Raw genomic sequence first — 15,455 nt, forward strand, 5'->3', positions numbered from 1 at the left:
TCAGTCATTTGCCCAGTCTCTGGCGCTAATCTCCTGGCATTTGTACGGTTAAAAGCGCAATTCCCGCTGCGAAAGCGCTTCCACAGCGCCTGGCGACTTTTCGTCAGGTTGATGGTTTCTCATCAAAACACATTTATAATTTAATGCTTACATCCTGAAATATCTGTATCCATAAGATTTCCAGCTTGTTTGCCGATTTATAAATCTATTAACAAAAATAATTTCCTTTCTTAGCAAGTGAGAGTCGTCGCGCCATGCTTTTAGAAAAACCGACCACCAGACGTAAGTTTTTACTTGGGTCGTTGCTGGCTTTGCCATTAAGCGACCTGGTTTTAAAAGGACTGACTGCAGCCCAGGCTGCGGAAATGGCAGCACCGGACCTTGCCGACTATAAACCGATCTTTTTTAGCGCTGAGGAGTGGCAATTTATTCTGGCCGCGACCGATCGCCTGATCCCTGCCGGTGGCAACGGCAAAGCGCCGGGTGCGCTGGAAACCAATGTGCCGATCTTCATTGACCAGCAGCTGCACAGCCCGGAGTTCGGCGCAGAGATCTACCTGCAGGGGCCGTTTGATGTGCACGCGCCCGCCACCATGGGCTATCAGATCCCGTTCACGCCGCAGCAGATGTATCGCACCGGCATCAAACTGGTGGAGCAGTGGACGCAGAGCACCTACCACAAAGCGTTCTCTCAGCTGACGCTGGTTGAGAAAGACGCGGTGCTGACCAAAGTGAATAAAAACGACGGTATCGACTTCGCCGCGCTGGGCGAACCGAACCTGAAAGCCTCGCAGTTCTTCAGCCAGCTGCTTTCCGATACCAAACACGGCTACCTCGCTGACCCGATGTACGGCGGCAACAAAGGCATGAAAGCCTGGATCGCCATCGGCTTTCCGGGGGCACGCGCCAGCTTCACCGAGTGGGTGAAGCAGCACAACGTACCGTATCCGCTCGGACCGGTCAGCCTGATGGGCGAACGCGCCTGAATCCCCGTATTTGGTATGTGAGACAGAAAAACATGGCACAGATTACAAAGAAAGAAGTCGACGTCGTGGTGTGCGGCCTCGGCTGGGCCGGCTCGCTGATGAGCATCGAGCTGGCATTGGCTGGACTGGACGTGCGCGCCCTTGAGCGCGGCGGCGAGCGCGACTACCCGGATTTCGCTTACCCGAAACCGGCCGATGAGTACGCCTATAACGTGCGCAATAAAGTGTTCGCCACGCCGAAAGAAGTGGCGGTCACCGTGCGTTACAACATGGACCAGACGGCGCTGCCGACCCGTAAATGGGGCGCGTTTGCCCCGGGTACCGGCGTCGGCGGCGCGGGCATGCACTGGACGGCGGTACTGATTCGCCCCACGCCGACTGATATCAAACTGAAAACCTACGTCGATCAGGCGTATAAGCCCGGCATCCTGCAGGATGACATGCGCGTGATGGACTTCCCGTTCACCTGGGATGAGATCGAGCCGTATTTCTACAAGTTTGAGCTGATTTGCGGCCAGTCGGGCACCACCGGCAACCTGCGCGGGCAAATTCTGGAAGGCGGCGATCCGTTTGAAGGCCCGCGTTCTGAGCCGTATCCGCTGCCGGCGCTGGACGATACGCTGAACAACGTGATGTTCAAAGAGGCGGCGAAGAAGCTGGGCTATCATCCGTTCCCGAACCCGTCAGCCTGCGTCTCGCGCGCGTGGAAAAACCCGTACGGCAACCAGATCGCTCCCTGCAACTACTGCGGCTACTGCTCGAAATATCCGTGCCTGAACTACTCAAAAGCCTCACCGCAGACGGCGGTGATGGACGCGCTGAAGCGCATGCCGAACTTCTCCTATGAAGTGCACGCGGAAGTGTACAAAGTGGTGCTGCACGACGACGGCAAAACTGCGAAGGGCGTGCTCTATTTTGACGCTGACGGCAACGAAGTGTTCCAGCCGGCGAAGATTGTGGTGCTCTCCAGCTTCCAGCTTTACAACGTGCGCCTGATGCTGCTGTCCGGTATCGGCAAGCCCTACAACCCGATCACCGAAGAGGGCGTCGTCGGGCGTAACTATGCGTTTCTGTCCAACGGCGGCGCCACGCTGTTCTTCAAAGACAAAAACTTCAACGCCTTCGCCACCGCTGGCGCGACCGGTCAGATGTTTAATGACATCTCGCCCGGCAACTTCGACGGTCCGGGACTTGGCTTCCTGGGCGGCGCCAAAATCCACAGTTCGCAGGCAACCGGTACGCCGATTGGCACCGCGCTGCCGAAAGGCACACCAAGCTGGGGCATGGGGTACAAAGAGGGTCTGGAGCAGTGGTACAACCATTCGATGAAGATCAGTATTACCACCACCTGCCAGTCGTACCGCGATATCTATCTGGATCTGGATCCGCACTACACCGACCATCGCGGTCAGCCGCTGCTGCGCATGACCTTTAACTGGAAACAGAACGAGCTCAAGCTGCAGCAGCACCTGAAAGGCATCGTTGGCGATATCGCCAAAGAGCTGAATCCGGACAGCATGAGCATGAGCTTCCTGCCGATGGGCGCTGACTTTGACCTGACCAAATACGTCTCTACCCACAACGTGGGCGGCGCGGTGATGGGCGACAACCCGAAAACCTCGGCGCTGAACAAGTACCTGCAAAGCTGGGATGTGCACAACGTGTTTGTGCCGGGCGGTAACGCCTTCCCGCAGAACTTCCAGGCGAACCCGACCGACACCATCGGCGCGATTACCCTGATGGCGGCGCAGGCTATTAAAGAGCACTATTTGCAGAATCCCGGCCCACTGGTACAGGCATAAGCACATGAAATTAAAATCATTGTTAATCGCTCACGCGGTGCTGCTGGGCAGCTGTGCGGTGCAGGCGCAGGCAGCAGATGACGCATCACTGATTAAAAAAGGCGAGTATCTGGCGCGCCTTGGCGACTGTATGGCGTGCCATACCGTAGCCGGCAAAGCGGATTACGCCGGCGGGCTGGCGATTGAGTCGAACCTCGGCACCATTTACTCCACCAACATCACGCCGGATAAACAGCACGGCATCGGCAACTACAGCGAGCAGCAGTTCTCGGACGCGGTGCGCAAAGGCGTGCTGCCGGACGGCTCGCGCCTTTACCCGGCGATGCCGTACCCGGATTACGCCAAAATCAGCGATGAAGACCTGCACGCGCTGTACGTCTACTTCATGCAGGGCGTGAAGCCAGATAGCGCGCAGCCGCCGGAAACCAAGCTGAGCTTCCCGTTCAGCCAGCGCTGGGGCATGCGTTTCTGGAACTGGGCGTTTACCTCAGATAAGCCGTTCCAGCCGATTGGCGGCGCGTCGGCGGAGGTTAATCGCGGTGCTTACATCGTGGAAAGCCTCGGCCACTGCGGTAGCTGCCACACGCCGCGCGGCCTCGGCATGAACGAGAAGGCGCTGGACAGCAGCGACGATCGCTTCCTCGCCGGCGGCAGCCTGAATAACTGGGAGGTGCCGTCGCTGCGCGGTGTGCCACGCTGGAGCGAGCAGGAGATTGTCGATTATCTGCAAACCGGACGTAACGATAAAGCCGCGGTGGGCGGCGAGATGACGTCCGTGGTGGAGCACTCCAGCTCGCACATGACGGATGCCGATCTGCAAGCGATTGCCGCTTACCTGAAGTTCCTCGGTGGCAATCCGCCGCTGCAGGCGTATGACGTGCAGGCGCAGCAGAAGACCGAGGCGAAGCTGACGGCGGCGAAGAATCTGAGCGAAGGCGAGCGTCTGTATCTCGATAACTGCGGTGCCTGTCACTTTGTCACCGGCAAAGGCGCACCGGGGATCTTCCCGGAATTGGATCAGGCCACTATCGTCAATGCGCAGGACCCCAGCGGGTTGATTCACACCATTCTGGCCGGTGCGCAGCAGCCCTCAACGGAGAAAGCGCCGTCGACGCTGGCGATGCCGCCGTTTGCGTATCGTCTGACCGATGATGAAGTGGCGCAGCTGGCCACCTTTATTCGTCAGGGCTGGAGCAACCACGCGCCGGCAGTGACGAAAGAACAGGTGGCGGATGTGCGGAAAACGCTGCACTAAAATGTAGCGGCGCGACCTGGCGCGCTGTCCTGATGGCAATGCCCGGCGTCGCGTGATGGCGGGCATTGCGCGATGAATCGCGCCGCTACCGTACGGTGCGATTTTTTATTGTTTAATGAAAGGTGTGCGCCACTTCCAGCACGCCGTTGATGACAAACTGCACGCCCATACACACCAGTAAAAACCCCATCAGGCGCGAAATCGCTTCGATGCCGCCTTTGCCGACCAGCTTCATGATGGCGCCGGAGCTGCGCAGCGAAATCCATAAAATCACCGCCACCGCCAGGAACGTCAGCACCGGCGCGATGGCTACCACCCACGCGGGGAAATCAACGCCGGCTTTCACCGTCGAGGCCGAACTGATGATCATCGCGATGGTGCCCGGTCCGGCGGTGCTCGGCATTGCCAGCGGCACAAAGGCGATATTCACCGTTTCGCGCGGGTCGTCGCTGGCGTCGAGTTCATCCAGCTTGTGTTTGGCCTCCACCGAATGCCCGACCGGTTTGGCGGGGAACAGCATGCGAAAGCCGATAAAGGCGACAATCAGCCCGCCGGCCATGCGCAGGCCGGGAATGGAGATGCCAAAGGTGTGCAGCACCGCGTTACCGGCGTACCAGGCGACCATCATAATCAGAAACACGTAGATCGACGCCTGCAGCGCCTGGCGATTGCGTTCCTGAAAGTTCATGTCACCCGCAAGGCCGAGAAACAGCGCCACGGTGGTTAACGGGTTAGCAAGCGGCAAAATCACCACCAGGCCGAGCCCGATGGCTTTGAACAGTTCCAGCATGATTTATTCCACATCCAGGTGCGCCCATGATGGCGCGGTTAACAGGCACATCATTCAGACGCGCTCTTATTGCACCCAACCCGTAGCGGCGCAATTTATTGCGCATCAGACAGCGATGCGGCTGTCCAGGGCGCGCGAAAAATCGCGCCGCTACAGAATGTGCGATTAACGGGGGCAGACTCAGTCATCTGCATATCCCATCGTGGCGCAAAACATTCAGACGCGCTCTTATTGCACCCAACCCGTAGCGGCGCAATTTATTGCGCATCAGACAGCGATGCGGCTGTCCAGGGCGCGCGAAAAATCGCGCCGCTACAGAATGTGCGATTAATGGAGCAGAATCAGTCATCGGCATTTCCCATCGTGGCGCAAAGCATTCAGACGCGCTCTTATTGCACCCAACCCGTAGCGGCGCAATTTATTGCGCATCAGACAGCGATGCGGCTGTCCAGGGCGCGCGAAAAATCGCGCCGCTACAGAATGTGCGATTAACGGGGCAGACTCAGTCATCTGCATTCCCCGTCACGGCGCAAAGCAGCATCAATGCTTCGGCGTTTCCATCGCTTCCAGCAGCTCGGGGAAAAAATCTTCCAGCAGATCCGGCGTCATCAGCTCGGGATAATGAATCAGATGCTCGCGAATGCGTTCATTCACGTCTGGCAACAGGCGCTGAGCGGCGTCGCTGGCGCTGATTTTCTTCTGCTTCATCAGGCGCAGCACGTTATCCGGCAGGTTATCCTCATCTTCCTCACTTTCCACGCCTTCCAGATCGTCCAGCTCGTCCAGCAACTCCATCAGCGCTTCAATCTGCGGCGTGCGTGACTGATACTCTGCCGGCTTCTCGTTCTCCAGATAGCGCAGCAGCGCGCGCACCGGCGAGCCGTCTGGCGTGGCGGGCGGTTCACTGGCGAACCAGCTAAGCAGCGCATGCTGGCTCACCTGATGCACGTGATAACCGTTGTCCACCAGCTCATCGGCGAGGATATCGGCGGTGTCGTGCTCAATCAGGCAAATATGGGTGCGACCCGGCGTGAACTGCTCCAGCCACTGATAGATCTCCTCAATCACGCTGTCGGCGTAATGAAACGTCTGGCTGAGGTAGCTGTCATCCGGCTGGTGAACGCAGATGCGAATCAGGTCGGGATCGAAGTAAATCGCAATGTTGATGCCTTTCATGCGCGGTGTCCTGTGTGGTGCAAAACTTCACTATAGCGTCAGGGCGCGCAGAAAAACATGCTATCGCCAGCAGCCGCAGCCACTGGCGATAAAAATTACCGCAAATCAGCACGATCCAGCCCGTAAGCGCTGTCGAGCGCGCCGGGTGCCATCTGCGACAGGATCATCAGCCGGTTCCAGGTATTGATCACCGCGATCTTAAAGGTCAGCTCGCTGATCTCCACCTCGGAGAAGTGCGCGCGCAGCTCGCCGTACAGCGCCTCGTCAACGCCGTGCTCGCCAATGCGTGTCAGCGCTTCGGTCAGAGCAAAGGCGGTTTTCTCCCGCGCGCTGAACAGCGGCGATTCACGCCAGATCGCCACATGGTGCAGCCGCAGCTCATGCTCGCCGTCAATCGCCGCCTGCTTGATGTGCATATCGAGGCAGAACGCGCAGTGGTTGAGCTGCGAGGCGCGGATATCCACCAGATGCCTGAGCGACTTCTCCAGTGACGCGCTGGCGACGCTGTTCGACAAATCCGACATCGCTTTGGCCAGCGCCGGGGTGGTTTTGAAATGGTTAACGCGTTGAGTCATGATTTTCCTCCGTCAGAACAGACGTTCAATGGTTTCGAGTGCTTCGGGTAACGCGCGGGCACGGCTGAGCGGGTCGTGCGTGCCGTCGACGCGGATAAACTGCACATCGCTGATGCCGATGTACGCCAGCGCCGCGCGCACGTACGGCGTGAACTGGTCATCCTGCATAAAGGGCCCGTGGGCAAACACGCTGCCGCTGGCCATCACGCAGTAAACTTTTTTGCCGCTCACCAGCCCGACTTTGGTGCCTTCAGGCGTAAAGGCGAAGGTGCGGCCGGCGCGGGTAATATGGTCGAACCAGGCTTTCAATACCGACGGCAGCCCGAGGTTCCACATCGGCGATGAGATAACCAGGGTGTCGCAGGCAAACAGCTGATCCACCAGCTGTTCCGAGGTGCGAATGGCGTTACGCTGCGCTTCATCACGCGCCTCTGGTGGGGTAAAAAAAGCCCTGATGGTAAAGGCATCCAGATGCGGCAGCGGCTGTTGCGCCAGATCCAGCACCGTCTCGTGCAGATCGTGATGGCGGCTGCGCAGCTTTTCGATCAGACGCGCTGAGGCGATGCGCGACGCCGATCCCGTCAGATCCGGGCTGACTTTAATGTGCAGCACATTCATGCAGTGATTCCTCATACGATAGAGCGATAAAAATGCAGGCCGAGCGCCTGATAGCCGCAGCGCTGATAAAACGCCTGCGCCCGGGTATTACTGATTGCGGTATCCAGCACCATACGGTGGCAGCCGTACTCCCGCGCCAGCACTGCTAAGCCGTCGAGCAGCGCGGCGCCGAAGCCCTGACCGCGCAGCGCGGGATCGCTCACCAGGTCATCGACGTAGCAGAAGCTGCCGTGGATAAAATTCTCCAGCAGGCGATAACCGGCCAGCACCGCCGGCTGTCCCTGATGTTCGATACCGGCGAGGCGATAACCCTGCGCCTGCTGACGCTGCGCCTGAGCGATAAACTGCGCCTCATCCGCCAGCCGCCCGCGCAGCGCACGCATCAGCGGGTAGCAGCGCGCGAGTTGTTCTGCGGTGGCGTAATGCACAATCTTCATGGCTGTCATCCGTATTGCAGGGGGAATGCCTGCATCTTAAACTGCTATGTCTGAGCGAACAGGGCCATTACGCGTGAAAACAGGTAGGACATAGCGCCGTGGCTGAGAAAGGAGTGACGCGTGGGTTACAAAGAGATTTACCAGCGCTTCCGGCAGCAGATTCTTGCCGGACAGCTCCGGCCGGGCGACCGCGTACCGGCGATCCGCGTGCTGGCGGGCGAGCTGCAGGTGGCGCGCAAAACGGTGGAGGCCGCCTATGAAATCCTCATCGGCGAAGGCTATTTTGTCAGCCAGGGCGCGAAGGGTACGCGCGTTAATCCGCAGCTGAAGCTGGCGAGCGCAGCCACGCCACCGCGCGCACCGGCGACGACGCCCGCGCTGCTGCCGGTGACCGAGGGCAAAGGCGAGCTGCGGCTCGGCATACCGGCGCTGGACGAGTTTCCGCATAAAAAGTGGCGGCTGATGTCGGCGAAAGCGGCGCGCAGCCTGCGGCCGGACGAGATGATGATACCGCCGGTGATGGGATATGCACCGCTGCGGGCGGCCATCGCCAGCTACCTGAACATCTCGCGCGGCCTCACCTGCCAGCCGGAGCAGATCTTCATCACCAGCGGCTACCGTGCCAACCTGCGACTGATTCTGGCGGTGCTGGCGCAGCCGGGCGACAAAGTGCTGTTCGAAGATCCCGGCTACTTCTTCGGCCAGCAGCTGCTGAAGCGCATCGCACCCAACCTGCACTATGTGCCGGTGGATGGGCAGGGCGTCGACGTGGATTATCTGCTGCGCTATCACGCCGACGCGCGCTTTGCGGTGGTAACGCCAACGCACCAGAGCCCGCTGGCGGTCAGCCTGTCGCTGCCGCGCAAGCATCAGCTGCTGGCGTGGGCGCAGCAGCATGACAGCTTGATCATTGAGGATGATTACGACGGCGAATTTCACTACACGCGTAAGGTGATTCCGGCGCTGAAAAGCCTGGATGTGCACGACCGGGTGATCTACACCGGCACCTTCAGCAAAACCATGATGCCGGCGATGCGCATCGGCTATCTGGTGATGCCGCAGCACACGCTGGCGCAGTTCGGCGAGCTGGGCGAGATTCTGGAAACCGGCCTGCCGCTGCTGCCGCAGAAAATCCTCGCGCAGTTTCTCAGCGAAGGGCATTTTTATCGCCACATCAAGAAGATGCGCATCCTGTATCAGCAGCGGCGCCGCATGATGCTGGAGGCCATCGAAGCCAGCTTTCCGGGGCTGTTTACCTTTGAGCTGACCGACGGCGGCATGCACATCGTGGCGTTTCTGCGGCGCGGCACGCAGGACGTGGCGCTGGCGACGCTGTGGGCGCAGCAGGCGTTGTACGTGCGGCCACTGTCGGGCTGGTACGCGCAGACGCAAAAGCGCTACGGCCTGGTGATTGGCTACACCAATATTCAGTCGTTTGAACAGGCGAGGGCGCTGCTGGCGCGCGTGGCGGATGCGACGCGGGCGTTGCTGGCGATATAGCGGCTACGTGGCGAGAGAAGAGGGCGCGGGGGACAGCCCGCGCCGGCTGGCATAAGGTGAGCGGCGATTCAGACGGCAGGAAGGCGGCCCCTGAACCCGCGCGAAGGAATCACATGCCGATGTATTTTTTGCCCTGCTTCAGCACTACATCGCAGGCTTTGGTTTTCAGCTTCTCACCCATCGGCGAGTTGCTCAGGCTCTGCAGATTCAGCTGCTGGCCGTTGCCGGTGTTCAGCAGGCCCTGCAGCCCCTGCTGGTAATCGGTTTTCTGCTGCTGCGCGGTGGTGCTGCTCAGGCCCAGCTTACTCAGCACCTGATCCTTCACTGATTTCACGTTGTTATCCACCACGTTGTGCTGCACGCAATATTCCATCACGCCGGCGGCGTTGGTCATGCTGTTGGCGCTCACCGCTTTATCACCGCCGTTCAGCAGGCCGCTGAGCGAAGAGAGCGACAGTCCGCCGTTCTGCGTGTTGCTGGTGGCGGTGTTGCCGCTGTTCTGCTGCGACAGCTGCGATGCGGCGCTGCTCAGCTGATCCTGCCAGCTCGCCGCCGATGCGCTACCGGCCACCAGTGCCGCCGCGATACCCCATCCCCAAACTAACCGTTGTGTTGCTTTTTTCATCTCAACCTCGTTGTGCTTATACGTCTGACGGCGTCAGTTGTGGTTAAGAGGCATGCAGCGGCAGAAAGTTCCAGAGAAGTGGCCGCCGCGCGCGAGTTTGGGAGTGTTCCGGAGGTGATTGCCGGGGTTTTGCGCAGCGTTTTTGACAGCGCTGCTTTTTTCGACGCTTAGTGCACATCCCCATCGATTCCGGTTGCGCCGCAAGCGCGTAACGGTATAATCGCCCACGTTTTCCGCATCCTCTTCAGTGCCGAAGTGGCGAAATCGGTAGACGCAGTTGATTCAAAATCAACCGTAGAAATACGTGCCGGTTCGAGTCCGGCCTTCGGCACCAACAGTATGTAAATAGACCTCAACTGAGGTCTTTTTTTATGTCTAAAATCCAGCATTTATCTACCTTTCTCGCTATATTAACTCTCTCAAGGTCAACCGGCTTCAACGTACATCTACCAACACATGTTGGTACAGATGATGGTATTTCCGGTTCGATAATGCTTGTACCAACAGGGAGGGGATAAGCATGGCTCTAACAGATATCAAAGTCAGAACAGCGAAGCCAACGGATAAGCAATATAAGCTGACCGATGGCAACGGTATGCATCTTCTCGTCCACCCCAATGGTTCAAGATACTGGCGTCTGCAGTACCGCTTTGGCGGGAAGCAAAAGATGCTGGCTTTAGGCGTATATCCTGATGTGTCTCTTGCAGATGCCAGATCGCGTCGTGATGATGCTCGGAAGCTTTTGGCAAACGGCATCGACCCGGGAGACAAAAAGAAAAGTGATAAGGTTGAACAAGAAGAAGCGCGCACTTTTGAGGAGCTTGCTGTTGAGTGGCATGCCACAAATAAAAAGTGGTCGGAAGAACATAGCCGACGAGTGCTCAAAAGCCTGGAGGACAACCTCTTTCCTGCCATTGGTAAACGCAACATTGCCGAGCTAAAAACGCGGGATTTGTTAGCTCCTATAAAAGCCGTAGAACTTTCTGGACGACTTGAAGTGGCTTCCCGTCTGCAACAGCGAACCACGGCAATAATGCGTTATGCCGTACAGAGCGGTTTGCTCGACTACAATCCCGCGCAGGAGATGGTCGGTGCCGTTGCTTCAGGTAACCGGCAACATCGACCAGCTCTTGAATTGAAACGGACACCCGAACTGCTTCAGCGCATAGGCAGCTATACCGGTAGGCCGCTGACTCGCCTTGCCGTTGAGCTAACCCTCCTTGTCTTCATTCGTTCCAGTGAATTGCGTTTTGCTCGTTGGTCCGAGATCGATTTTGAAACATCAATGTGGACGATTCCAGCCGAGCGGGAAGTTATCGAAGGAGTAAAGCACTCACAGCGAGGTTCGAAAATGCGGACACCTCATCTGGTTCCACTTTCCCGTCAAGCTCTGGCGATTCTCGAGCAGATAAAGACGTTCAGTGGGGATCATGAACTGATCTTTATTGGCGATCATAACCCTCGCAAACCGATGAGTGAAAACACGGTGAACAAATCTTTGCGAGTGATGGGATATGACACACAGGTTGAAGTCTGCGGTCACGGTTTCAGGACAATGGCGTGTAGTTCGTTGATTGAGTCAGGGTTGTGGTCGAGAGATGCAGTGGAACGGCAGATGAGCCATATGGAGCGTAACTCTGTGCGAGCGGCTTACATTCACAAAGCCGAGCATCTTGATGAGCGCAAACTGATGCTGCAATGGTGGGCTGATTTTCTGGATGCGAATAGGGATAAGGCGGTGAGTCCGTTTGACTTTGCCAAGTTTGGGCGGTGATTAGCCGCGGTTTCTCCCACAACATGCGGAGTGGGGACTTTGCATAAGTTAAAGCGGTCTATCCAAAGGAGACCAACAGTGCCAGCAGTGATGCTGGTGCTGCTAGTTAATGACGCTGCTTATTTTTTGTCTATTTTGCAATATGCGTTATGTCTCTCAAGAGTAACCCTGTGTTAAATATCGATAGGGCCAGTCTGCCACAATGAAGAACCGAAAAAGATATTGATTTAAGGAGGGTGTTTACTTATCTGTTCTGAACGGTTTCGCGATACAATGCTACCAAGTATGTAACTAATTCTAAGCAAAGGTGCTTTATAATCGAGGGGCGATTGAATGGATGCATTAAGTGCTACTACATCGACAAATTTCAGTTTTCTCGCTGAACATGACCCGCTGTTTCTACAAATCGCCACTGCTGCAGAAAATGCCTTCTCAGGCGATCCCAACACCACCTTGATTAAGTTGCGCCAACTAGGTGAAGCCTTAGCACAACATATTGCTGCGCTGGTCGGGCTCACGTTTGATGAACCGCCCACTCAGGCTGATTTACTCTACCGCCTCAATCGCGAGCTAAAATTTGAACCAACGGTACGCGAGCTATTTCATCTATTGCGGATAGAGGGCAACAAGGCCACTCACCAGTTCAAAACCAAGCACAAAGAGGCGCTGGATGGCTTAAAAGTGGCGCGAGCGCTAGCTATCTGGTTCCACCAATCTTTCGGCAAGCAGGGCGCGGCCTTTAAACCCGGCGCTTTTATTGCTCCCCCAGACCCGAGCAATCAGCTCAGGCAACTCCAAACGGAAATCGATCGCCTCAAAAGTGAGCTCACTACCGCCAACATACAGCTAGATTCCAGCCAACAGCTGCAAAATTTGCTGGTGCAGGAAAAGAGTGAATATGAAACGCTGGCGCTAGCCATGGATGATGAAACTAAGGTGTTAGCATCGCAGGCGAAAGAGCAGGAAATTGCACTCGAACAGCTTCGACAGCAATACGAAGAAAAATTAAAAATCCTGCAAGCGCAGCTGACCGAAAAAGATGAAAAGCAGGCCCGAACACAACGGCAAGAGTTTGCCCGGAAGAGCCGCCGTGCTAGCCAACATATCGCGTTAAATGAAGAACTCACCCGTATACTGATTGACCAAAACTTAAATGATGCGGGCTGGCTTGCTGACAGTCAGGAACTGACCTGGGCTAACGGAACTCGCCCTGAAAAGGGGATAAACAAAGCCATTGCCGAATGGCCTACGGAGCATCAGGATAAAAAAGGTCGCGCTGATTACGTTCTGTTTTGCGGCTTAACTCCGCTGGCCACGGTCGAAGCCAAAAAAGAAAACACCGATGTTGCGGGAAAAATTCCGCAGGCAGAACGCTATAGCAAAGGCTTCAAAATCACTTCCCCCATGATCGGCGCATGGGAGCGTGAAGGCCGAACCATTGCATGGGCGGATGAAACTGACGGGCATTACATTATCCCGTTTGTATACTCCTGCAACGGTCGCCCCTACGTGCCACAGTTGGCCGAGTCATCAGGAACTTGGTTCAGGGACGTGCGCGAACCGTCCAACATCCGCCGTGCGCTGCAAAAGTTTCATACCCCGCAAGGCTTGCTGGATAAACTCGAACGCAGCAAAGACAGCGCCGAACAGAAGCTAAAGCAAGAAGGCTTCGCTTACCTCCGGTTACGCGATTATCAGCAAAAGGCCATTCTCGCCGTTGAAAGCACATTGGCGCAAAACATCCGCAATGCCCTGCTGGCGATGGCAACCGGCACCGGGAAAACACGCACCATTGTTGGCCTGATGTACCGTTTTCTGAAAACTGAACGCTTCAAGCGCATCCTGTTTCTGGTTGACCGCACGGCTTTGGGCGACCAAGCCACGGACACCTTCAAAGAAGCGCCGCTGGAGCAAAACCAGACGCTGTCTCAGATTTACAATATCGCTGAGCTCGGCGATATGGCTACACAGGCAGAAACCCGAGTACAGGTCGCGACGGTACAGGCCATGGTTAGCCGCATTTTTTCCTCGGACACACCACCGCCGGTGGATGAATTTGACTGCATCATCGTTGATGAAGCCCACCGAGGCTACACCTTAGATCAGGAAATGACGGAAGGGGAGCTCTCGACCCGCGACGCCAGCCAATACCTCTCCAGCTACCGTCGAGTGCTCGATTATTTCGACGCGGTAAAAATCGGCCTTACCGCCACACCGGCGAAACACACCAGCGATATCTTCGGCAAACCGATTTACATCTACTCCTACCGTGAAGCCGTGGCGGATGATTGGCTCATCGATCATGAACCCCCGATCCGTTATGAAACGCTGCTGACGCAAAATGGCATCCACTTTGACAAAGGGAGCCAGGTGCATGCCATTAATATCCACACCGGAGAGGTTGAGATTGACCAGCTAGAAGACGAGGTGGATTTCAACGTCGATGCATTTAACCGTGGCGTCATCAGTGAAAACTTTAACCGGGTTATTTGCCAACAGCTCGTGAAAGAGCTCGACCCCTTTGGCGAAGAGAAAACACTGGTTTTCTGCGTCACGGACAAACATGCCGACATGGTCAAACGCCTGCTGGATGAAGCGTTCTCTGCCGAATATGAAAACTATAATCAAGCGGCCGTCGAGAAAATCACCGGTGAAAGTGACAAAGTCAAACAGCTGATCAAACAGTATAAAAATGAGCGCTACCCGAATATTGCCGTCACCGTTGATTTGCTCAGCACCGGCATTGACGTGCCGAAGATTTGTAATCTGGTTTTCATGCGTAGGGTGAAGTCACGTATTTTATTTGAACAAATGATCGGTCGCGCAACGCGCCGCTGTGATGATATTGGCAAAACGGTCTTCCGTATTTACGATCCGGTGGATATTTATGAGGCCCTCAGCGACGTCAACACCATGAAACCGCTGGTCAAAGACCCCAATATCACGCTTGAACAATTGGTCAGCGAGCTAACAGATACTGAACAGCTTGAAAAAGCGCTTAATAGTCCCGGCGAACAGGCCGGGGAAACTCAAGCTGATGTGGTACTCAGCCAGTTAAGCCAAAAGGTGATGCGTATTTTGCGTAAAGCGGAAAAACGCGCAGAAAGTCGTCCGGCGGTGAAACAAAAGTTGGCTGACCTTCACCAGATTTGGGGTGTAGAACCTAAACAACTGCATCAACACCTGCATCATTTAGGGCCGCGTCAGGCGGCTGCCTTCATCCAACAACAGCAAGGGTTAATCAGTCAGCTCAACGAGATAGCTACATTACTCGGCAGTGAATACCGGCCGATTATTTCTGAGCATCATGACCAACTAGAGGAACGTAACCAGAGCTACGGTAGCCATCAACGGCCAGAAGATTACTTGGAAAGCTTTGCGGATTTTATTCAGCAGCAGCTTAACCAATCCACTGCGCTGGCCGTGGTTGTCAACAAACCCCGCGACCTCACTCGTGAACAGCTTAAAGAGATCCGCTTATTATTAGACGGTGCGGGCTATTCCGAAGCTAAACTACAAACCGCCGTGCGTAATCAAACCAATCAGGATATCGCCGCCAGTATTGTCGGCCATATTCGCCGTGCTGCACTAGGGGAACCGCTTATGCCTTTTGCGCAGCGCGTATCACAGGCAATGATCAACATTTATAACAGCCACGCATGGACAACCCAGCAACGAAAATGGCTGGATCGTCTGGCAAAACAGCTGGTTCATGAAGTGATCATTGACCACCAATTTATTAACAGTCGTTTTGCTGATGACGGCGGCGTAAAACAGCTTAATAAGATATTGGTAGACCAACTGGACAGCGTGCTGGATGAACTTAACGGTGCGATCTGGCCACAACAAAGCGCCTGATTCTGGTAAAATTCGCTGGCGAAACTCGCCTTTTTAATCGCGCTTGCGGCATATTTTGT

12 protein-coding genes and 1 tRNA gene are annotated in these 15,455 nt (G+C 56.0%); 7 read left to right on the forward strand and 6 right to left on the reverse strand.

Annotated elements, in window-relative coordinates:
* The first annotated feature begins 254 nt into the window (after positions 1-254).
* The 3 genes from K7H94_RS02810 to K7H94_RS02820 are packed head-to-tail and all read left to right on the forward strand — an operon-like array spanning position 255 to position 4,043.
* Positions 255-986, forward strand: coding sequence for a gluconate 2-dehydrogenase subunit 3 family protein (locus tag K7H94_RS02810; RefSeq protein WP_222951607.1), 732 nt, complete (start codon positions 255-257; stop codon positions 984-986).
* A gap of 32 nt (positions 987-1,018) precedes the next feature.
* Positions 1,019-2,788 (forward strand): GMC family oxidoreductase, encoded by a 1,770-nt coding sequence (locus tag K7H94_RS02815; RefSeq protein ID WP_125311423.1) that lies wholly within the window; start codon positions 1,019-1,021, stop codon positions 2,786-2,788.
* A gap of 4 nt (positions 2,789-2,792) precedes the next feature.
* Positions 2,793-4,043: a c-type cytochrome gene (locus tag K7H94_RS02820; protein WP_222951608.1), complete on the forward strand. Its 1,251-nt coding sequence runs from the start codon at positions 2,793-2,795 to the stop codon at positions 4,041-4,043.
* A 112-nt stretch (positions 4,044-4,155) separates the two neighbouring features.
* Here K7H94_RS02820 and K7H94_RS02825 read toward each other — a convergent pair whose 3' ends face one another.
* The 5 genes from K7H94_RS02825 to K7H94_RS02845 all read right to left on the reverse strand — a co-directional run bounded on the left by K7H94_RS02825 (position 4,156) and on the right by K7H94_RS02845 (position 7,639).
* Positions 4,156-4,833: a MarC family NAAT transporter gene (locus K7H94_RS02825; protein WP_021506728.1), complete on the reverse strand. Its 678-nt coding sequence runs from the start codon at positions 4,831-4,833 to the stop codon at positions 4,156-4,158.
* A 540-nt stretch (positions 4,834-5,373) separates the two neighbouring features.
* Positions 5,374-6,009, reverse strand: a complete 636-nt coding sequence (locus tag K7H94_RS02830) for a hypothetical protein (RefSeq protein WP_021506729.1) — start codon at positions 6,007-6,009, stop codon at positions 5,374-5,376.
* Between the two features lie 95 nt (positions 6,010-6,104).
* Entirely contained in the window at positions 6,105-6,584 is a 480-nt protein-coding gene (locus K7H94_RS02835) for a carboxymuconolactone decarboxylase family protein (RefSeq protein ID WP_021506730.1), read from the reverse strand.
* Positions 6,585-6,596: 12 nt separating this feature from the next.
* A complete protein-coding gene (locus K7H94_RS02840; protein WP_222951609.1) occupies positions 6,597-7,202 on the reverse strand; it encodes an FMN-dependent NADH-azoreductase in 606 nt (201 codons plus the stop codon).
* An 11-nt stretch (positions 7,203-7,213) separates the two neighbouring features.
* Positions 7,214-7,639, reverse strand: a complete 426-nt coding sequence (locus K7H94_RS02845) for a GNAT family N-acetyltransferase (protein WP_059011143.1) — start codon at positions 7,637-7,639, stop codon at positions 7,214-7,216.
* 120 nt (positions 7,640-7,759) lie between these two features.
* On the opposite strand from K7H94_RS02845, the gene pdxR reads away from it, so the two are divergent.
* Complete coding sequence (gene pdxR, locus K7H94_RS02850) at positions 7,760-9,139, forward strand: MocR-like pyridoxine biosynthesis transcription factor PdxR (RefSeq protein ID WP_222951610.1); 1,380 nt, start codon at positions 7,760-7,762, stop codon at positions 9,137-9,139.
* 109 nt (positions 9,140-9,248) lie between these two features.
* On the opposite strand, the gene K7H94_RS02855 is transcribed toward pdxR, so the two are convergent.
* Complete coding sequence (locus K7H94_RS02855) at positions 9,249-9,764, reverse strand: YjjA family protein (RefSeq protein WP_021506733.1); 516 nt, start codon at positions 9,762-9,764, stop codon at positions 9,249-9,251.
* Between the two features lie 249 nt (positions 9,765-10,013).
* Here K7H94_RS02855 and K7H94_RS02860 point away from each other — a divergent pair.
* From K7H94_RS02860 to hsdR, 3 genes are all read left to right on the forward strand, one after another.
* Positions 10,014-10,098, forward strand: a tRNA-Leu gene (locus K7H94_RS02860).
* 186 nt (positions 10,099-10,284) lie between these two features.
* Positions 10,285-11,538 carry a tyrosine-type recombinase/integrase gene (locus K7H94_RS02865; RefSeq protein ID WP_033852815.1) on the forward strand — a complete coding sequence of 418 codons (1,254 nt, stop codon included), beginning with the start codon at positions 10,285-10,287 and terminating at the stop codon, positions 11,536-11,538.
* Between the two features lie 333 nt (positions 11,539-11,871).
* Positions 11,872-15,396 (forward strand): type I restriction-modification system endonuclease, encoded by a 3,525-nt coding sequence (gene hsdR, locus K7H94_RS02870; protein WP_222951611.1) that lies wholly within the window; start codon positions 11,872-11,874, stop codon positions 15,394-15,396.
* The last annotated feature ends 59 nt before the right edge of the window (positions 15,397-15,455 follow it).

The sequence above is a fragment of the Pantoea dispersa genome, assembly GCF_019890955.1.
Taxonomy (GTDB): domain Bacteria; phylum Pseudomonadota; class Gammaproteobacteria; order Enterobacterales; family Enterobacteriaceae; genus Pantoea; species Pantoea dispersa.

What these genes read in the sequence shown, in the direction of transcription:
- K7H94_RS02810 (WP_222951607.1), top strand. Translation starts at nt 255, where the DNA reads ATGCTTTTAGAAAAACCGACCACCAGACGTAAGTTTTTACTTGGGTCG.
- K7H94_RS02830 (WP_021506729.1), bottom strand. Translation starts at nt 6,009, where the DNA reads ATGAAAGGCATCAACATTGCGATTTACTTCGATCCCGACCTGATTCGC.
- K7H94_RS02825 (WP_021506728.1), bottom strand. Translation starts at nt 4,833, where the DNA reads ATGCTGGAACTGTTCAAAGCCATCGGGCTCGGCCTGGTGGTGATTTTG.
- K7H94_RS02845 (WP_059011143.1), bottom strand. Translation starts at nt 7,639, where the DNA reads ATGAAGATTGTGCATTACGCCACCGCAGAACAACTCGCGCGCTGCTAC.
- K7H94_RS02815 (WP_125311423.1), top strand. Translation starts at nt 1,019, where the DNA reads ATGGCACAGATTACAAAGAAAGAAGTCGACGTCGTGGTGTGCGGCCTC.
- hsdR (WP_222951611.1), top strand. Translation starts at nt 11,872, where the DNA reads ATGGATGCATTAAGTGCTACTACATCGACAAATTTCAGTTTTCTCGCT.
- K7H94_RS02835 (WP_021506730.1), bottom strand. Translation starts at nt 6,584, where the DNA reads ATGACTCAACGCGTTAACCATTTCAAAACCACCCCGGCGCTGGCCAAA.
- K7H94_RS02855 (WP_021506733.1), bottom strand. Translation starts at nt 9,764, where the DNA reads ATGAAAAAAGCAACACAACGGTTAGTTTGGGGATGGGGTATCGCGGCG.
- K7H94_RS02840 (WP_222951609.1), bottom strand. Translation starts at nt 7,202, where the DNA reads ATGAATGTGCTGCACATTAAAGTCAGCCCGGATCTGACGGGATCGGCG.
- K7H94_RS02820 (WP_222951608.1), top strand. Translation starts at nt 2,793, where the DNA reads ATGAAATTAAAATCATTGTTAATCGCTCACGCGGTGCTGCTGGGCAGC.
- K7H94_RS02865 (WP_033852815.1), top strand. Translation starts at nt 10,285, where the DNA reads ATGGCTCTAACAGATATCAAAGTCAGAACAGCGAAGCCAACGGATAAG.